Source organism: Microbacterium ginsengiterrae (genome assembly GCF_014205075.1).
In the GTDB taxonomy this organism is placed as follows: domain Bacteria; phylum Actinomycetota; class Actinomycetes; order Actinomycetales; family Microbacteriaceae; genus Microbacterium; species Microbacterium ginsengiterrae.
On the sequence record NZ_JACHMU010000001.1, the window covers coordinates 2,519,844 to 2,535,411 of the forward strand.

Annotated in this window: 18 protein-coding genes, 1 tRNA gene and 1 other RNA gene; 12 read left to right on the forward strand and 8 right to left on the reverse strand. The window is 67.6% G+C overall.

Annotated features, from left to right (window positions below):
- Nucleotides 1-59 precede the first annotated feature (59 nt).
- The 7 genes from HD600_RS12190 (at nucleotide 60) to HD600_RS12220 (ending at nucleotide 5,721) form a co-directional block, all read left to right on the forward strand.
- A complete protein-coding gene (locus tag HD600_RS12190; RefSeq protein ID WP_184283926.1) occupies nucleotides 60-368 on the forward strand; it encodes a helix-turn-helix domain-containing protein in 309 nt (102 codons plus the stop codon).
- A 22-nt stretch (nucleotides 369-390) separates the two neighbouring features.
- On the forward strand, nucleotides 391-615 hold the full coding sequence (locus HD600_RS12195; RefSeq protein ID WP_144795410.1) for a DUF3046 domain-containing protein: 225 nt from the start codon (nucleotides 391-393) through the stop codon (nucleotides 613-615).
- A gap of 247 nt (nucleotides 616-862) precedes the next feature.
- Nucleotides 863-1,921 (forward strand): recombinase RecA, encoded by a 1,059-nt coding sequence (recA, locus tag HD600_RS12200; protein ID WP_144795408.1) that lies wholly within the window; start codon nucleotides 863-865, stop codon nucleotides 1,919-1,921.
- 36 nt (nucleotides 1,922-1,957) lie between these two features.
- A complete protein-coding gene (locus HD600_RS12205) occupies nucleotides 1,958-2,668 on the forward strand; it encodes a regulatory protein RecX (RefSeq protein WP_184283928.1) in 711 nt (236 codons plus the stop codon).
- Nucleotides 2,669-2,701: 33 nt separating this feature from the next.
- Nucleotides 2,702-4,252, forward strand: coding sequence for a tRNA (N6-isopentenyl adenosine(37)-C2)-methylthiotransferase MiaB (gene miaB / locus HD600_RS12210; protein ID WP_184283930.1), 1,551 nt, complete (start codon nucleotides 2,702-2,704; stop codon nucleotides 4,250-4,252).
- Nucleotides 4,245-5,150: a tRNA (adenosine(37)-N6)-dimethylallyltransferase MiaA gene (miaA, locus tag HD600_RS12215; RefSeq protein ID WP_184283932.1), complete on the forward strand. Its 906-nt coding sequence runs from the start codon at nucleotides 4,245-4,247 to the stop codon at nucleotides 5,148-5,150. Before miaB ends, miaA begins: the two co-directional genes overlap by 8 nt.
- 28 nt (nucleotides 5,151-5,178) lie before the next feature.
- Nucleotides 5,179-5,721: a dihydrofolate reductase family protein gene (locus HD600_RS12220; protein WP_184283934.1), complete on the forward strand. Its 543-nt coding sequence runs from the start codon at nucleotides 5,179-5,181 to the stop codon at nucleotides 5,719-5,721.
- Here the strand turns inward: HD600_RS12220 and HD600_RS12225 are convergent.
- The gene (locus HD600_RS12225) at nucleotides 5,685-5,912 is read right to left on the reverse strand and encodes a PLDc N-terminal domain-containing protein (protein ID WP_184283936.1); all 228 of its coding nucleotides are present in this window, start codon (nucleotides 5,910-5,912) and stop codon (nucleotides 5,685-5,687) included. The two genes, HD600_RS12220 and HD600_RS12225, sit on opposite strands and share 37 nt — an antisense overlap.
- Nucleotides 5,913-6,005: 93 nt before the next feature.
- Between HD600_RS12225 and dapF the strand changes: the two genes are divergently transcribed.
- Nucleotides 6,006-6,878 carry a diaminopimelate epimerase gene (gene dapF / locus HD600_RS12230; protein ID WP_184283938.1) on the forward strand — a complete coding sequence of 291 codons (873 nt, stop codon included), beginning with the start codon at nucleotides 6,006-6,008 and terminating at the stop codon, nucleotides 6,876-6,878.
- An 88-nt stretch (nucleotides 6,879-6,966) separates the two neighbouring features.
- Complete coding sequence (locus HD600_RS12235; RefSeq protein ID WP_184283940.1) at nucleotides 6,967-8,349, forward strand: LLM class flavin-dependent oxidoreductase; 1,383 nt, start codon at nucleotides 6,967-6,969, stop codon at nucleotides 8,347-8,349.
- 21 nt (nucleotides 8,350-8,370) lie between these two features.
- Here HD600_RS12235 and HD600_RS12240 read toward each other — a convergent pair whose 3' ends face one another.
- Nucleotides 8,371-9,012 carry a class I SAM-dependent methyltransferase gene (locus tag HD600_RS12240; protein WP_144795392.1) on the reverse strand — a complete coding sequence of 214 codons (642 nt, stop codon included), beginning with the start codon at nucleotides 9,010-9,012 and terminating at the stop codon, nucleotides 8,371-8,373.
- A gap of 59 nt (nucleotides 9,013-9,071) precedes the next feature.
- Between HD600_RS12240 and hflX the strand changes: the two genes are divergently transcribed.
- Nucleotides 9,072-10,577, forward strand: a complete 1,506-nt coding sequence (hflX, locus tag HD600_RS12245) for a GTPase HflX (protein WP_144795390.1) — start codon at nucleotides 9,072-9,074, stop codon at nucleotides 10,575-10,577.
- A gap of 47 nt (nucleotides 10,578-10,624) precedes the next feature.
- On the opposite strand, the gene HD600_RS12250 is transcribed toward hflX, so the two are convergent.
- Nucleotides 10,625-11,284, reverse strand: coding sequence for an SIMPL domain-containing protein (locus HD600_RS12250; protein ID WP_184283942.1), 660 nt, complete (start codon nucleotides 11,282-11,284; stop codon nucleotides 10,625-10,627).
- 125 nt (nucleotides 11,285-11,409) lie between these two features.
- Here HD600_RS12250 and ssrA point away from each other — a divergent pair.
- Nucleotides 11,410-11,779: a transfer-messenger RNA gene (gene ssrA / locus HD600_RS12255) on the forward strand.
- 149 nt (nucleotides 11,780-11,928) lie between these two features.
- Here ssrA and HD600_RS12260 read toward each other — a convergent pair.
- From HD600_RS12260 to HD600_RS12270, 3 genes are all read right to left on the reverse strand, one after another.
- A complete protein-coding gene (locus HD600_RS12260) occupies nucleotides 11,929-12,213 on the reverse strand; it encodes a DEAD/DEAH box helicase family protein (RefSeq protein WP_184283943.1) in 285 nt (94 codons plus the stop codon).
- Nucleotides 12,214-12,337: 124 nt separating this feature from the next.
- Nucleotides 12,338-12,916 (reverse strand): hypothetical protein, encoded by a 579-nt coding sequence (locus tag HD600_RS12265; RefSeq protein WP_184283945.1) that lies wholly within the window; start codon nucleotides 12,914-12,916, stop codon nucleotides 12,338-12,340.
- A 12-nt stretch (nucleotides 12,917-12,928) separates the two neighbouring features.
- Complete coding sequence (locus HD600_RS12270) at nucleotides 12,929-13,732, reverse strand: inositol monophosphatase family protein (protein ID WP_184283947.1); 804 nt, start codon at nucleotides 13,730-13,732, stop codon at nucleotides 12,929-12,931.
- 104 nt (nucleotides 13,733-13,836) lie between these two features.
- On the opposite strand from HD600_RS12270, the gene HD600_RS12275 reads away from it, so the two are divergent.
- A tRNA-Lys gene (locus tag HD600_RS12275) sits at nucleotides 13,837-13,909 on the forward strand.
- Nucleotides 13,910-14,043: 134 nt separating this feature from the next.
- On the opposite strand, the gene glsA is transcribed toward HD600_RS12275, so the two are convergent.
- Entirely contained in the window at nucleotides 14,044-15,003 is a 960-nt protein-coding gene (gene glsA / locus HD600_RS12280) for a glutaminase A (protein WP_184283949.1), read from the reverse strand.
- Nucleotides 15,004-15,040: 37 nt separating this feature from the next.
- The gene (locus HD600_RS12285) at nucleotides 15,041-15,523 is read right to left on the reverse strand and encodes a YbaK/EbsC family protein (RefSeq protein ID WP_144795380.1); all 483 of its coding nucleotides are present in this window, start codon (nucleotides 15,521-15,523) and stop codon (nucleotides 15,041-15,043) included.
- Nucleotides 15,524-15,568: the final 45 nt, after the last annotated feature.

Genomic DNA, 15,568 nt, shown 5'->3' on the forward strand with positions numbered 1-15,568 from the left:
GTTAGACTGGCGATCCGTTCGGAGGAGACTTCGATCTGGGGAATGGAGAGGAGGTTCCGATGATTCTTGTACGACAGGAAATCGGCGATGTGCTGAGGAACTTCCGCCTGCAGAAGGGTCGCACTCTCCGGCAGGTCGCGAGTAAAGCGTCGGTGGCGCTCGGATACCTCAGCGAAGTCGAGCGTGGCCAGAAGGAGGCCTCCAGCGAGATCCTCGCTTCGGTGGCCGAGGCACTCGATGTCCCCATCTCCCGGATCATGCGCGAGGTCGGTGACCGCATCTCTGTGCTCGAGGGCATGCAGGTGTTCCCCGATGTGGTGCCGGACGATCTCGTCGCCTCGGTCGAGCCCGAGCTCTCGCTGCACTGACGCGCCCTACGGCTGACAGCGGATGCGACGCAGTGAGTTCCTTCGCGCCGTCGAAGATGAGTTCGGACCCCGTGCCATCGCATTGATGGACGATCTCGTGCTGTCCGCCGTCGGCGGTCGGACTGCATCCGAGGCCCTCCGGTCAGGCGTGCCGCCGCGCGACATCTGGACTGCGCTGTGTGAGGAGACGGACGTGCCGGCGGAGCGCCGTTACGGTGTCGGCCGCCTGGAACCTCGTCGCCACTGAAGGCCCTGCCGTCGCGACGCGCGGGCGGCGTGTCGTCGAATATGTGTTCGAAAAGGGCGTATCGTTCTGCACAAGTGGTTTCGAGTGTCTGTCATCCACGGTTCGTCGCGTCTCTGATCCGATGTCGGAGGCCCCTCGTACGGTGATTCCAGGCATACAAGCCATACGCCTTGTCGGAGAGATCGCCCAGCCGGAGCGACCGCGACAGCCTACAGGCGGCACCACGCGAACACATGAGGAGCACGTCATGCCATCAACCGCAGACCGCGAGAAGTCTCTGGAATCAGCTCTCGCTCAGATCGACCGCCAGTTCGGAAAGGGCTCGGTCATGCGGCTGGGCAGTGACGAGCGCGCCCCCGTCGCCGTCGTCCCGACCGGTTCGATCGCGCTGGACGTCGCCCTCGGAGTCGGTGGACTCCCGCGTGGACGCATCGTCGAGATCTACGGTCCTGAGTCCTCGGGTAAGACGACCCTGACTCTCCACGCGATCGCCAACGCCCAGAAGGCGGGCGGTATCGCCGCGTTCATCGATGCGGAGCACGCGCTCGATCCCGAGTACGCGAAGAAGCTCGGCGTCGACATCGATGCGCTGCTGGTGTCGCAGCCCGACACCGGAGAGCAGGCGCTCGAGATCGCCGACATGCTGGTGCGTTCCGGTGCCATCGACCTCATCGTCATCGACTCGGTGGCAGCGCTCGTTCCCCGTGCGGAGATCGAGGGCGAGATGGGCGACTCCCACGTCGGCCTCCAGGCTCGACTGATGTCGCAGGCACTGCGCAAGCTGACCGGTGGACTTAATCAGACGAACACCACGATGATCTTCATCAACCAGCTGCGCGAGAAGATCGGAGTGTTCTTCGGCTCGCCCGAGACGACGGCCGGAGGTAAGGCACTGAAGTTCTACGCCTCGGTCCGCATGGACATCCGTCGTATCGAGACGCTCAAGGACGGCACCGACGCGGTGGGAAACCGTACGCGCGTCAAGGTCGTGAAGAACAAGATGGCGCCGCCGTTCAAGCAGGCGGAGTTCGACATCCTCTACGGCGTCGGAATCTCCCGCGAGGGCAGCCTGATCGACTTCGGCGTGGAGCACGGCATCGTCAAGAAGTCCGGCTCGTGGTACACCTACGACGGCGACCAGCTCGGGCAGGGCAAGGAGAACGCCCGCAACTTCCTGATCAAGAATCCCGACATCGCGCTGACGATCGAGACGCAGATCAAGCAGAAGCTCGGGATCGGGGGCGCAGGTCCCGAGGGCGTCGGAGCACCGGCCGCCGACGAGCTGGCACAGCGCCGTCCGGCCTGATGACTGTGCAGCGCCCTCCGATCGGTGGAGTGAGCCATGAGTGACGGGGGCGAGGACCGCCTCGCTCCCGTCATCCCGCTGTTCGGTGGCAAGGTCGCACGCGCGTCCGACCTTGCCACCGACGGCGCAAGTGATCATGACCGTCCGGCTGCGCCGCACGCAGTGGGGTCGAGCGGCCGTGGGCGAGAGCAGTCGCGTCGAAAGGACGCGCCGGCAGCTGATGCTTCGGGAAGCTTCGACCCCGACGAAGCCGTCGCGCAGGCCGAGGAGGCGCTCGTGCGGAAGCTCAGGGCGCGTTCGCTCTCCATCTCGGAGGCTCGACAGGTTCTGCGCGAGAAGCATCTCGACGCGGCTGCCGTCGACGACGTCATCGACCGATTCTGTGAGCGCGGATACCTGGACGATGGGCTGCTCGCGGAGCATCTCGTCATCTCCGGGGTCGAGCGCAAAGGTCAGGGCCGCGTGGCCCTCTCGCGGTCCCTTGCGCAGCGGGGGATTCCCCGTGACGTGATCGATGCCGCGCTCGGAGATCTGCCGGATGATGATGCCGAACGCGCATTGGAGTTCGCCAGGACGAAGGCGCGGTCACTGTCACGACTCGACTTCGACACGGCGTTGCGGCGGCTCGTCGGTCAGCTCGCTCGACGCGGCTACGGCGGCTCCGTCGCCATGACGGCGGCGCGGACGGCGCTCACGGAAGCCTCTCTCGGCGGTCCGAGCAGCGTGCGGTTCGTCGACTCGGAATGATCGGCGGCAACCGCTCGTAGAATGGAAGGCATCATGACTATTCCGCGCAGCGAACCGACGATGATCTCCGCGTCGCCGGCGGCCGTCGACGTCGACGGACGCCACCGAACGTACGAAGTGCGTACCTTCGGATGCCAGATGAACGTGCACGACTCCGAGCGCCTGTCCGGCTCCCTCGAGAGTGCGGGCTATGTGCGGGCGGATGCCGGCACCGAGGCCGATGTCGTCATCATCAACACCTGCGCGGTCCGCGACAACGCCGCAGGGAAGCTCTACGGCACGCTCGGACATCTCGCATCGGTCAAGCGCCGCAAGGAGGGCATGCAGATCGCCGTCGGCGGCTGCCTCGCGCAGATGGACAAGGACGCCGTGCTCGACAAGGCGCCGTGGGTCGATGTGGTCTTCGGAACGCACAACATGGGCTCCCTCCCCGGGCTGCTCGAGCGCGCGAAGCACAACGGTGATGCGGAGCTCGAGATCCTCGAGTCCCTCGAAGTCTTCCCCTCGACGCTCCCGACCAAGCGGGACTCCGCGCACAGCGGCTGGGTGTCGATCTCCGTCGGCTGCAACAACACCTGCACGTTCTGCATCGTCCCGAGCCTTCGAGGCAAGGAGAAGGACCGTCGTCCCGGCGACATCCTCAACGAGATCCGCCTGCTCGTCGAAGACGGCGCGATCGAGGTCACCCTCCTCGGACAGAACGTGAACTCCTACGGCGTCGAGTTCGGCGATCGACAGGCGTTCGGCAAACTGCTGCGCGCGGCAGGCCAGATCGAGGGCCTCGAGCGCATCCGTTTCACCAGCCCGCACCCCGCAGCGTTCACCGACGACGTCATCGACGCGATGGCCGAGACGCCGTCCGTCATGCCTCAGCTGCACATGCCGCTGCAGTCCGGCAGCGACCGCATCCTTCGCGCGATGCGCCGCTCGTACCGCAGCGACCGCTTCCTCGGGATCCTCGACCGCGTGCGTGCACGCATGCCGCACGCCGCGATCTCCACGGACATCATCGTCGGCTTCCCCGGGGAGACCGACGAGGACTTCGAAGACACGATGCGCGTCGTGGAACAGGCTCGGTTCGCGAACGCGTTCACCTTCCAGTACTCCATCCGCGAGGGAACCCCGGCCGCCACGATGGAGGACCAGGTCCCGAAGGCCGTCGTGCAGGAGCGCTACAACCGTCTGATCGCTCTGCAGGAGCGGATCTCGCTGGAGGAGAACCAGAAGCAGGTCGGCCGCGAGGTCGAGGTCCTCGTCTCCGTCGGCGAGGGCAAGAAGGACGTCGAGACGCACCGGCTCACCGGCCGCGCAGAGGACAACCGCCTCGTGCACTTCGAGGTCACCGAGGGCTCGGAGATCCCGCGTCCCGGCGATGTCGTCCGCGTGACGATCACTCACGGCGCTCCGTTCCACCTGCTCGCCGACGACCCCACCGGCGAACCCCTGCGCATCCGCCGCACACGCGGCGGTGACGCGTGGGATCGGGCCCAGGCGGAGTCGTGCGGTGTACCCGCTCCGGCCGGAGCAGCCGGAGCGCCCCGTGCCGTCTCCCTGGGTCTTCCCACCCTGCGCGTCGGTGTCTGACACTCGGCTCTGGGCCATCGTCGGTGCGACCGGCACCGGCAAGAGCGACTTCGCTCTCCGGCTCGCCGAGCACCTCCGTGCTGCCGGAAATCCGGCGGAGATCGTCAACGCCGACGCGATGCAGCTGTACCGCGGCATGGACATCGGTACGGCAAAGCTCCCGGTCGCTGAGCGGCGAGGCATCCCGCACCACATGCTCGACGTCCGCGATGTCATGGAGGAAGCGGCCGTCGCCTGGTACCAGCCGTTGGCACGAGCGGCGATCGCCGACATCCACGCGCGCGGGGGAGACGCGATCCTCGTCGGTGGGTCGGGACTCTACGTCTCGAGCGTGATCTTCGACTTCCGGTTCCCGCCGCGCGACGCCGCCGTGCGCGAGAGGCTCGAAGCCGACCTCGAAGCGCTCGGTGCGCCGACGATGTACGCGCGCCTGCGCGAGAAGGACGCCGTCACGGCCGCGCGTGTGGACCCGAAGAACGGGCGACGAGTCATCCGCGCCCTGGAGGTCCTCGAGCAGGGCGCGCAGAACCATGGCGCCGCTCTCCCCGACGCGCCGAAAGCGTGGCATCCGCTCACGCGCATCCTCGGCGTGCACGTCGATCGAACCGCGCTCGTCGACCGCCTCGATGAGCGGGTGCGCCGCATGTGGGACCAGGGGATGCTCGAAGAGGTCTCCCGGCTGCGCGACGCAGGCCTCGAACGGGGAATCACCGCCTCGCGGGCGATCGGCTACGCACAGGCGCTGGCGCAGTTGAACGGCAGCATGACCGAGGATGCCGCGATCGCGGAGACGCAGGCGCTCACACGCCGATACGCGCGGCGTCAGGTGTCCTGGTTCAAGCGGTACCCGGGACTCGAATGGATCGCGCCGGACGCGGATCCCCACGAGTGGGTGTGATGTCCGATGCGGGTGGGAAGATCTGCGCATGGCAACCCACTACTTCACGGCATCCAGCCTCGACGGATTCATCGCGACTCCTGATCACTCGCTCGACTGGCTCCTGAAGCAGGACGTCGACCCGGATGGGCCGATGGCGTACCAGCTGTTCGAGAAGACGATCGGCGCGCTGGCGATGGGCGCGTCCACCTACCAGTGGGTGCTCGACCACGAGGAGGCGCGCTGGCCCTACGGCCGCCCGGTCTGGGTGTTCACCCACCGCGACCTCCCCGTACCGGATGGGGCGAATGTGCGCCTGACCAGGTCGCCGATTCGCGAGGTCCACGCGGCGATGGCCGCGGCGGCCGACGGTGCCGACCTCTGGGTCGTCGGCGGAGGGGACCTCGCGGGACAGTTCGCCGACGAGGACTTGCTCGACGAGGTGTGGGTGCAGTTCGCGCCGGTGACGCTCGGCGGGGGTGCGCCGCTCCTCCCGCGCGCTCTCGATCTCGAACTCGTCGACGTCGCGCGCAACAGGGACTTCCTCTGCGGTCGTTATCGCGTGTCGCGCCTGACCCCGAATGCGAAGTAGGCGGCCGGTCCGATCCAGTTCACGAGGATGACCGGGATCCACGCCGGCTTCGGTCCGCGCAGTTCGTCGGGTCCACGGCGAGCGAGGTCCCAGAACGCCAGAACGGCGAACGCGACCTGCACGATGCCGACCACTGCGAGAGCGGCCTTGCCCGCGGGGCTCATCTTCGAGATGTCCTTCTTGCGACCCATGTGTGGACCTCCTCGCTCCATTCTCTCCGCCCGTGGCATTCCGCACCAGCGATGACCGCGGCCGAGATGAAGCCTGTTCCCTAGACTGGGGGAATGGTCGCATTCACCAAGGGGCACGGCACCGGCAACGACTTCGTCATCATCGCCGACCCGGACGGCGAGATCGAGCTCAGCGCCGAACAGGTGGCCGCCCTGTGCGACCGCCACTTCGGCATCGGCGCCGACGGCGTGCTCCGTGTCGTGCGTTCGGCCGCGCTCCCTGAAGGTGCCGCCGCGCTGGCCGAAGAACCTGCCGCGGAGTGGTTCATGGACTACCGCAACGCTGATGGCTCCATCGCCGAGATGTGCGGCAACGGCGTGCGCGTGTTCGTGCACTACCTCGTGCGCGCCGGACTCGCGACCATCGAACCGGGAACGACGCTGCCCATCGGCACCAGGGCAGGCGTCCGCGACGTCACCAGCAGCGCGAACGGATACCAGGTGGATCTGGGGCGCTGGCGACTGTCGGGCGACGACCCTCTGGCGAAGGCGCGCGGGCTCGAAGTGGCACGGCCGGGCCTCGGCATCGACGTGGGCAATCCGCACGTCGTGGTCGCCCTCGCCTCCGAGGAGGAACTCGCCGGGCTGGAGCTGGAGTACATCCCCGAACTCGACCCGACTCCTGCCGGCGGCGCGAACGTCGAGTTCGTCGTCCCCGGCGAGCCGCTCGTGCGAGACGGCATCGGGCACGTGACCATGCGCGTGTTCGAGCGCGGCGTCGGTGAGACCCTGAGCTGCGGGACCGGTGTCGCGGCGACCGCTCTCGCCGTGCGTCACTGGGCAGGCGCGGCAGCGCCGGACAACTGGCGGGTGGACGTCCCCGGAGGCACTCTGGGGGTGCGCATGTTCCCTGCGGAGGACGGCGAGCACGTCGCCCTGTCCGGGCCCGCGCAGCTCGTCTACAGCGGCACCGTCGATCTGATCTGATCACGATTCCCCGTCGCCCTGGCGGCGAATGCGTCATCATGTGACGCGTGAAGAGGCGTCCGCGCACTGTTTCGTTCACGATGGGGTGATGAGCAGGCAGATCCGATTCAACGCGTTCGACATGAACTGTGTGGCCCACCAGTCCTCCGGGATGTGGCGGCATCCCCTCGACCAGTCGTCGCGGTACAAGGAGATCGGATACTGGACCGAACTCGCCCAGCTCCTCGAGCGCGGTCACTTCGACGGCCTCTTCATCGCGGACGTGCTCGGAACGTACGACGTCTTCGGGGCCTCGAACGAGGCGGCGATCCGACACGGCGCCCAGGTCCCCGTCAACGATCCGATCCTGCTCGTCAGCGCCATGGCAGCAGTCACCGAGCATCTGGGTTTCGGCGTGACCGCCGGCACCGCGTACGAGCACCCGTACCCCTTCGCACGCCGCATGACGACGCTCGACCACCTCACACAGGGCAGGGTCGGATGGAACGTCGTCACAGGCTACCTGCCTTCCGCCGCGCGCAACATGGGGCACGACGACCAGCTCGAGCACGACCAGCGCTACGACGTGGCGGACGAGTATCTCGAGGTGACGTACAAGCTCTGGGAGGGGTCCTGGGAGGACGACGCCGTCATCCGAGATCGCGATTCCGGCGTGTTCACCGACCCGTCCAAGGTGCACGAGATCGGCCATCGCGGCGAGCACTTCACCGTGCCGGGCATCCACATCTCCGAGCCGTCCCCGCAGCGCACGCCTGTGATCTATCAGGCCGGCGCCTCGCCGCGGGGGATCGCCTTCGCCGCCGGGAATGCGGAGGCGATCTTCGTCGCCGCTCCGACGAAGAAGGTCCTCGCCGGCACCGTCGCCCGGATCAGGGACGCCCTGGAAGAGGCGGGGCGCGACCGCTACTCCGCGAAGATCTACACCCTGTTGACGATCATCACCGACGAGACGAGCGAGAAGGCGCACGCGAAGCACGAGGACTTCCTCCGATACGCGAGCGACGAAGGCGCCCTCGTCTTCATGTCCGGATGGATGGGCATCGATCTGTCGCAGTACGACCTCGACGAGCCGATCGGCAACGTGAAGAGCAACGCGATCCAGTCCACGGTGGCCAACTTCCAGCAGGCCGGTGACGACGGCAAGGAATGGAAGGTCCGGGACATCGCGCGTCTCGGCAACATCGGCGGCCTCGGGCCGCGTGTGGTCGGCTCACCCACCGAGGTCGCCGACTTCCTCCAGGACTGGGTCGAGGAGACCGACGTCGACGGATTCAACCTCGCGTACGCCATCACGCCGGGCACCTTCGAGGACGTCGTGACGTTCATCGTCCCCGAGTTGCAGCGCCGAGGCGTCTACCAGCGCGAGTACACGCCGGGCACGTTGCGGCACAAGCTGCACGGTCGGGGAGACCGGCTTCCCGAGGAGCATCGCGGCGCAGATTTCCGCGTGGGACACGCTGCGCGCGTCTGATCGCCGCGCAGGCGGCTGCGGTCAGACCAGCGTGATCGGCTCGGTCGGCGGGGTGCCGTGACGACGGACCTTGATCACCCGGTACCCCTTGCCCGTCGCGGTGCGGAACACGCTGTACCCGGTGTGGAAGGTCGCGCCCAGCCACCGCTGGAGCGAATCGGCACCGAGATTCCGCTGCACCACCAGCCAGGCGTCGCTCCGCTCGTCAAGCCGCGGGATCCATCGCTCGAGCATTCCGTGCAGCACGTTCTTGCCCACTCGGATCGGCGGATTCGACCGGATCGTGCGGAACGCGATGTCGTCGGGAACATCATCGGGGTGCACGGCGTTGACATTGGTGAGACCATGCGCCTCGGCGTTGCGGCGGACGAGATCCAGAGCGCGTTCGTTCACATCGACGGCCCACACCGTCGCATGCGGTGCCGCGAACGCCATCGTGAGACTGATCGGACCCCACCCGCTCCCGAGATCCAGGAAGTGGCCGCTCGGAGGAACAGGCGGCATGTTCGCGAACAGGACAGCGGTCCCGGCATCCAGACGGTCGGGGCTGAACACGCCGCCGGCGGTGGTGATCTCACGCTCGCGACCCGCCAAGGGGACCGATATGGTCCGCAGGTTCTCCGCACTCGCCGGAGCAGCAGAAAAGTAGTGATCGGACCCCATACCGTGAGCGTACCGGACCTGCGGGTTAAGGTTAAGACGCCCGACACAGAAGGCAGAGGATGACGAAGACGACACAAGACACCCACGACGACGAGACCGTCGACCGCGTGCTGGCCAACGCAGACAAGCGCATCGAGCCGCGTGTCTTCGGCGCGGCGCAGGCGCTGCAGGATGCCGGCACCGCCGGATACGGCGACAGGGACGGCGATCAGTGGGATCTGGAAGACCGTCACGCGCTCCGCCGCGTCGTCGGTCTCTCCACCGAGCTCGAGGACGTCACCGAAGTCGAATACCGCCAGCTGCGGCTGGAGAACGTCGTCCTCGTCGGGGTGTACCCGCAGGGCGCTCAGACGGACGCGGAGAACTCGCTGCGCGAACTCGCCGCCCTGGCGGAGACGGCAGGGGCAGTCGTGCTCGACGGCGTGCTGCAACGGCGTCCGCATCCGGATCCTGCGACCTACCTCGGCCGCGGCAAGGCGCAGGAACTGAAGGACCTCGTCGCCGCCACCGGAGCAGACACCGTCATCGCCGACACCGAACTCGCGCCGAGCCAACGCCGCGCGCTCGAGGACGTGGTCAAGGTCAAGGTCATCGACCGCACCACCGTGATCCTCGACATCTTCAGCCAGCATGCGAAGAGCCGGGAGGGCAAGGCGCAGGTCGAACTCGCGCAGCTCGAATACCTTCTGCCGCGGCTTCGTGGTTGGGGTGACTCGATGAGCCGTCAGGCCGGTGGCCAGGTGGGCGCCGGCGGTGCGGGAATGGGATCGCGCGGACCGGGTGAGACGAAGATCGAGCTCGATCGACGACGCATCCGTACGCGCATGGCCCTGTTGCGACGTCAGATCAGGGACTTCGCCCCTGCTCGCGACGCCAAGCGCGCCGAGCGCAAGCGCAACACCATCCCGTCCGTCGCGATCGCCGGCTACACCAACGCCGGCAAGTCCAGTCTGCTCAACGCGCTCACCAGTGCCGGAGTGCTCGTCGAGAACGCCCTGTTCGCGACGCTCGATGCCACCGTCCGCCGGTCGGAGACCGCCGACGGCCGCGTCTACACGCTGACCGACACCGTCGGATTCGTGCGCAACCTTCCGCATCAGCTCGTCGAAGCCTTCCGCTCGACGCTGGAGGAGGTCGCGGACGCGGACATCGTCCTGCACGTCGTCGACGCCTCGCACCCGGACCCCGCCGGTCAGCTCCAGACCGTCCGCGACGTGATGGGCGACGTGGGTGCCCGCGACCTGCCCGAGATCGTCGTGTTCAACAAGTCGGACCTCATCTCCGAGGACGACCGTCTGGTGCTGCAGGGACTCGAGCCGAAGGCGCACTTCGTCTCGCCGCGCTCCGGCGAGGGGATCGAGGAGCTGCGCGCCGTCATCGACGAGGCACTTCCCAAGCCTGCCGTGGAGGTGCGTGCACTGGTGCCGTACGGCAGGGGAGACCTCATCGCGGCCGTGCACGAGACGGGCATCCTGCTCTCCGCGGAACACGGGGAAGAGGGGACACAGATCCACGCGCACGTGTCGGAGCGCCTGGCAGCCGAACTGGCGGCGTTCACGCTCTGATCGGCAAGCGCCCCGCTGGGCGGCGCGACGCTCGCGTCGGCCGTCGCTCAGTGGGCCGTGAAGCGCGCCTCGACCGTCGCGCTCACGACGATGTCCTCCGGCTCGTACTCCATCATCGGGTTCGAATCGGCGGCCGCGAGAGCGACAGCGCGGGCCATCATCTGCGGGCCGGGTGACACCTCGCGGGAGATGAGTCCGGTGTCTGCGATCTCGACGGGGGTGACGGTCTCCAGGCCGAGCGCGGACGCATAGGACTGCGCCCGCCGGACGGCGATGCCGACGGCTGCGGAGGCGACCTCGCTCTCCAGGTCCGCACGGGTCTGCGGGGTGAGGTGCCAGTTCACCCAGCCGACGTCGACGCCATCCCATGCCGCGATGCCGGAGATCCAGATCGACAGCTCGGTGACCTCGATGAACGTGGCGCTGAAGTCGATGCTGGCGTAGTACACCGGGGCGAGCTTCCGGCCCTCCTCGTTCCACGGACGCTCCGCACGTACCGACAGGCGCTTGCTGCTCCAGTCCACGACGCTGCCGGCCTCCTGACGCTCGGTGATTCCGGTGCGGACAGGTTCGGCCAGACGCATCGCCCGTTCGATGACGGAGGACCTCTCCGCACCCTCGGCGCGGACGGTGACGTGGACCGTCGCCCGCTCGGGTGCGATGCGGGATTCGTGCTCGCCGCGGACGGTGATGGTGACCTCGCTCATGGCTGCGACTCTACGCCAGGAATAGCATCCGCCTGTGTTCCGTTGTACCCTGAGATGCTCGGACGATCCGTCGCCCGATTGGTAATTCCACAGTGTGACAGCGGTCCCTTCGCAAGAAGGACCACGGGGCTGATCGGTTTCGACAGCGCCTGTGAATCCACGAGAAGCGGGCCGAGGATGCAGGGTTATCTCGTGAACGCTCCCTGCAAAACCATAAGTGCCGAATCCAAGCGCACTGACTTCGCCCTCGCTGCATAAGCGAGCCCGATAGTCCGTCAGACCGTATGTGATTCCGATACGGACCCTGGCGTCATCTAGGAATCTTGCTGCGTGACGGCGTCTGGACGTCACGCGGGACTCTTCCCAGGCTGGGCTCGTCGACTTAGGTGTCTGTGACAAAGGTCGGAGCCGAGTAGAACGTCTGCACAGACTGCGCCCGGAGAAGCCGTGGATACTCAGCGTTGGACGGGGGTTCGATTCCCCCCAGCTCCACCAGCCGCTGTCACAGAAGAGGGCCTGAGAGCCGCGTGTTCACGCGGACCTCAGGCCCTTTGTCGTACCGCGCCACGGGAAGAGCGGGGCGCGAGAGCGCCGCGGCGGCGACTCACGACACCGTCCGGTGAAGCGGGTCCGCTCCGAAGGAGTCAAAAATCGAAGAAGCCACCGAAGGGTGCCGCTTCGTCTCCGGTGTCGCGTTCGTCAAACTGCACCGTGGCGACGGAGAAGGTCACGCGCGAGCGCGGGGTGATCAGCACGCTGACACGGCGATTACCGACCACGACGAAGTCCACGAACGCGCCAGGAGTCGCGACGGCCTGCTCGATGCGGGCCTTGAGCTCCGCGACGTCCTGATCTTGCGCCAGGAGGGCGGGCTCACCGTCGATGACGACTTCGGTGCGGACCATGGTCTTCGTCTGCGTCTGAACCATGGTGAGACTTTACGCGGTCTTGCTGCGAATGAGGTCGGAATGGCTTTCTGACGGGGATGCAGCGCTGGTGGACACCAGGGGTAGCCGCCGGGGGAGCCCGCTCCGTGCCCGGATCAGCAGCCGGTCAGGGCCGGATGATCAGGACGAGACTCTGCTTGGTGTCGGCCTGGGTGACCCAGCCGTCGCCGAACTCGTACGTCATCCCATAACCGGCCTCGTCCACGCTGATGGAGTACGCGGGGTCCTCCGTGATGTACGTGTGGCCGGCTTCGTCGACCCTCAGCCACCCATCGGCGAGGAGCTTCTGCTGCGCGGATGCGGATTCCGCTGCACCGATCGGCGCCCAGCCGAAGACCTGGACATGATCGGAGGCGACCGTGTAGTCGCCCCACACGCATGCGAGCCCGTCCTCGACGACATCGGGGCCGATCTGGAACTCCCGCTCCTCGTACGTCCAGCCGTGCCCCTCGAAGATCTCGATCGTGCTGGCGGGGATCATTGTCTCGCAGGTGGGGGCCACGACGGGATCGTCCGCCGGCTCGGTCTCGACAGGAGTCGGCGTCGGCGTCGCGGCCGGCTCGGACGCGACCGGTGAGGGCGACGCGCTGGGTGTCGGCTCCTCCTCCGGCTCCGGCGCGCATGCGGCGAGCGACAACGTGAGGACCGCGGATGCCAGAACGGCGACGGGAGTTCGGTTCTTCATGGAGTCTCCGGGTCAGTCGTGCTGGTGGGTGAGCGCGAGGAACGCGTCGTGCAGGATGCCGTTGGTGGCCAACGACGAGCGCTCGGAGATGCTGTCCGCGCCGTCGAAGGAGGTGAACATACCCCCGGCCTCGCGGACGATGGGGACCGCGGCGGCGATGTCGTACTCCTTGACGTCGAACTCGGCGACCATCTCCAGCCGCCCTTCGGCGAGCATCATGTACGCGTAGACGTCGCCGTATGCTCTGTCACGCCAGACGCGGTCGGCGACGCGCAGGAGAGCGGGGAGGTGCCCGGCATCCGCCCACTGGGTGATGCTCTGGAAGCTGACGGACGCGTCGTCGAGGGAAGCGACGGCCGATGTCTCGAGGCGGCGGGGCCCGCCGTGCGCACCGGTCCACGCCCCGGCACCGGTGGCGCCCCACCAGCGGCGTCCGAGGGCGGGCATGCTCACCACGCCCACCTGCGGCACACCGTCGACGGCGAGGGCGATCATCGTGCCCCACAGCGGGATGCCGCGCATGAAGTTGGAGGTGCCGTCGATGGGATCGATGATCCACTGGCGGTGCGCGTCTCCCTCGGCGCCGAACTCCTCGCCGAAGATCCCGTCGGAGGGCCGCTCCTGAGCGATCATGGCGCGCAGGGCGCGTTCGGTCGCCAGGTCGGCGTCCGTGACGTGCGAGCGATCGGCCTTCGTCGAGATCTTCAGGTCGCTCGCGTCGAAGCGGGGGAGCGACTCGCCGTCGGCCGCATCGGCGAGCCGGAGGGCGAGTTCGAGGTCGGAGGCGAAGCCGGTGGAGGCGGGCGAATCGGTCACGATCTCAGGATACTGGGCGGGGCGCCGCGCCGATCGCGGCGCCGATTTCGCATGCGTTCGACGAACTGGTAATGTAATTCCTCGGCCGGGGTCATCCCGGTCAGGCGCCTCTAGCTCAATCGGCAGAGCAATTGACTCTTAATCAATGGGTTCAGGGTTCAAGTCCCTGGGGGCGCACGGATCAGCCTCGGAACACTCTCGCCAGTGTTCCGAGGCTTTTCTGTTTTCCCCAGTGATCTCAGAGGTCCGCTCTGCCTGTGCGGCGCAAAGACGCAGCGGTGGTGCTGCGCGGATCGCGCACGGAGACGCGGTCAGCGCACGGACACGTGAGAGCCGCCTGCGGGGGATGCGAAGCTGTGCAGGCCGAGGTCGTCGCTGAGCCGTGTGCTGACGATGTGGCCCCGTACGCTCGTACCCTGCTCGTCGAGGGGAGGGCTCACCACGGCCGCGCCCAGCCTTCCCGGCGCGGAGAGCACGATCGCGCCGGACACGCTGGACTTCGCCGGCACCCCGACGGCACGCATCCAGCGACCGGATCCGTCGTAGACGCCGCACGTGGCCATCACGGAGACGACGTCGCGGGCCACTCCGGCCGGGACGACCTGTTCGCCGGTCACGGGGTTGCGTCCGCCGAGCGCGAGAGTGGCGCCCATGACCGCCAGGGCCTCAGCGTCCACGAGCATCGCGCAGGCGTGGGCATAGGCGTCTACGGCGTCATCGGCGGTGAGTCCGAGCGTGCCTTCGGCGCGCATGAGGTGGGCGAGGGCGTGATTGCGGTCGCCGAGGAGGTGCTCGTCGCGCGCGATGTCGGAATCCACCTCCAGAGCCCGACCGGCGAACGCCGACAGACCGGCGGTGATGCGCTCCTTCCGCGCCGCCACATCGTCGCCGTGGACGAGGGAGGCGGTCAACAGCGCCCCGGCGTTGACCATGGGGTTCGGCGGCCGGCCGGTGCCGCTCTCGAGCTTGATCGCATCGAACGCCTCACCGGTCGGTTCGATGCCGACGCGATCCATCGCGGCGCCGTCGGTGTCGACCAGCGCCAGTGCGAACAGGAAGGGCTTCACCGCTGACTGCACGCTGAAACGCACGCGCGCCTGCTCACTCGCATGCACGGTTCCGTCCGGAAGGGCGAGGGCGATGGCGCAGAAGTCCTCATCCGCCTCGGCGAGCTGCGGAATGCTCTCGTCGACCTCGCCGCCGCGCTCGCTGAGCACCGCCGTGCGCAACTCGTCGAGGTCGTACGCCGTCGCATCGCGTGAGGTGCTCATCCACCCACCCTGCCAGGAAAAGGGCGATGAGCGCTCATCACGCGACCGTGATCACGGCCCCGTCCGTGAGCTCCTTCAGAGCCCCGAAGGTGAGCGGCATCACGGTGTGCGGGTGCCCCGCCGCCGCCCAGATCTCGTCGAACGCCTCGAGCGCCTCATCGATGTACGTGCGGAGTCTTTCCGGGTGGCCGACGGGCGCGACCCCGCCGATCGCCTGCCCGGTGGCCTCCCGCACGACGGACGCCGGCGCCATCTCGATGCGCTCGGCTCCCGTCGCCGTGGCGAGGACGCCGAAGTCTGCACGGTGTCCGCCGCTCGTCATCACGAGGATGGGCTCGCCGTCCGCGAGGAAGACGAGACTGTTCGCAATGGCTGCGACGTCGCACCCGATCGCCGCTGCGGCTTCGGCGGCCGTCCTCGCAGAATCGGGCAGCACGCGGATCTCGGTGTCCAGTCCTGCGGAGATGAGGTGCTGCCGAACGATACGGCTGCGTTCCGGAAGGGATGTGGTCTCGCTCATGGCATCACCGTACCGAACTCCGCCGTCGCGGACGCCCCGGTGCGG